Raw genomic sequence first — 1,955 nt, 5'->3', positions numbered from 1 at the left:
TTGGGCTGCATCATGGTTTGGTTACCGCTATGAGTGAATTGTAAACAGCCCCTAGTCATTATTAATAGTCGCAGGCCGGTGGGGACAGCAAACCATCTGCGTCAGCGACGACGGAATGCTTTCCCGGCCTGACCAAAATCAGCCAACTGCCGCCGCGCCCGGCGTATAATCCGCGCCCGTTTTTCCAGGCATCACAAGGACATTACATGAAAAAACTCGTCATCCTCGGCGGTGGATTCGCCGGTGTGAACCTCGCCCGCGACCTCGGCCACAACCCGGATTACAGCATCACCCTGATCGACAAGAACAATTACAACTTCTTCCCGCCGCTCATCTACCAGGTTGCGGCGGGCTTCATGTCGCCGTCGGACATCAGCTACCCCTTCCGTAAACTGCTCAACCGCCAGCCGCGCGCCCGCTTCCGCAAAGGCACCGTCACCCGCGTGGATACCAAGGCGAAGCGCGTCTTCCTCGAACAGGGCGGCAGCCTCGAATACGACATCCTCATCGTCGCCCTCGGCGCGCAGCCCAACTACTTCGGCAACCGTGAAGTCGAGCAGAACGCCTACACCATGAAAACCATCGGCGACGCGCTCGCCATCCGCAACAACATCCTCGCGCAACTGGAAGCCGCCTGCGCCCAGCCGCCGCAAGCACGCGCGCCCTACCTGCACTTTGTCGTTGCCGGTGGCGGCGCGAGCGGGGTTGAGCTGACCGGCATCCTCGCCGAAATGCGGCGCGACATCTTTGACAAGGACTACCCCGAACTCGAAGGCGAGCACGGCAAACTCACCCTCGTCACCGCCGACCCGGTGCTGCTGCCGCCGATGCGCGAAGTGTCGCAGCGCTACACCGCTGCCGCCCTGCAAAAACTGGGGGTGGACATCATCTACAACGACCCCGTCACCGCCTACGACGGCCAGACCATCACCCTGAAAAGCGGCAACACCATAGAAGCAAAAAGCCTCATCTGGACGGCGGGCGTGACCGCAGTCAAACTGGCCGGGTTCGCCGACAGCTGCTACGCACGCGGCAACCGCCTGCGCGTTGACCGCAACCTGCGCGTCATCGGCCTCGAAGACGTCTATGCCCTCGGCGACTGTGCCATGGTCGAAGGCGACCCCGACTACCCCAACGGCCACCCGCAACTGGGACAAGTCGCCAAAGCCCAGGGCAAATACCTCGGCAAACAGTTGGGACGCAACAGCGACAAACCCTTCAGCTACAAACACAAGGGCGACATGGCGATGATTGGCCGCCTCTCGGCGGTGGCCGATATGCCGGGCGGCCGCTGCCTGCACGGCATCCCCGCCTGGATAATCTGGGTTATCGTCCACATCCTTGCGCTCGTCACCATGAAAAACCGCGTCGCCGCCGCCTACAACTGGAGCATCGCCTTCCTTACCAAAAACCAGGCGATGCGGATGAACATCCAGCCCAGCCCGCCCCGCGGCCGACGCGATTAACCCCCCACGGAGTACAACATCATGAAAAAACTCGTCATCCTCACCTGCCTCGCCGCCCTGTGCGGCTGCGCCAACAGCGATAACATTTCCGCCAGTACCGCCGCCAAACACGAGCACGGCAACAGCATCGGCATCAGCAACGAAAGCGGCAGCAACGAAATCTATGGCAGCGTCGGTATGAGCGCCACCGTCAGCAAATAACCACGCCGTTTTCGCGCAAAATCAAAAAGCCGGACGAACGTCCGGCTTTTTGCTGACCACAACGGAACAGGTTCAGCATTCGGTTCGTTGGGTCTCTCTCTCTCTCTCGCTACGCGAGCAATACTTGTCGCTATGCGGGCTGTTCCAGTCGCTTGTACCCCGCTAACCCAACCTGCGAAGAAAATCATCGTGTTATGACTCATTGTAAACAGCTCCCAGGAGCTGTTTACAATTAGACTTCCTTCCAAACTATAACTTGCACGGCAACCCGACAAAATTCCAAACCTG

At 59.7% G+C, this 1,955-nt stretch carries 2 protein-coding genes; both read left to right on the top strand.

Annotation, left to right across the window (positions count from 1 at the left end; translation table 11 throughout):
• Positions 1 to 206 precede the first annotated feature (206 nt).
• On the top strand, positions 207 to 1,466 hold the full coding sequence (locus tag ACO54Z_RS04230) for an NAD(P)/FAD-dependent oxidoreductase (protein ID WP_485995897.1): 1,260 nt from the start codon (positions 207 to 209) through the stop codon (positions 1,464 to 1,466).
• Between the two features lie 21 nt (positions 1,467 to 1,487).
• The gene (locus ACO54Z_RS04225; RefSeq protein WP_485995896.1) at positions 1,488 to 1,667 is read left to right on the top strand and encodes a hypothetical protein; all 180 of its coding nucleotides are present in this window, start codon (positions 1,488 to 1,490) and stop codon (positions 1,665 to 1,667) included.
• The last annotated feature ends 288 nt before the right edge of the window (positions 1,668 to 1,955 follow it).

The organism is Cardiobacterium sp., from assembly GCF_057314735.1.
The sequence above is the reverse complement of the archived record's forward strand: the minus strand, read 5'-3'. Positions and strand labels throughout refer to the sequence as shown.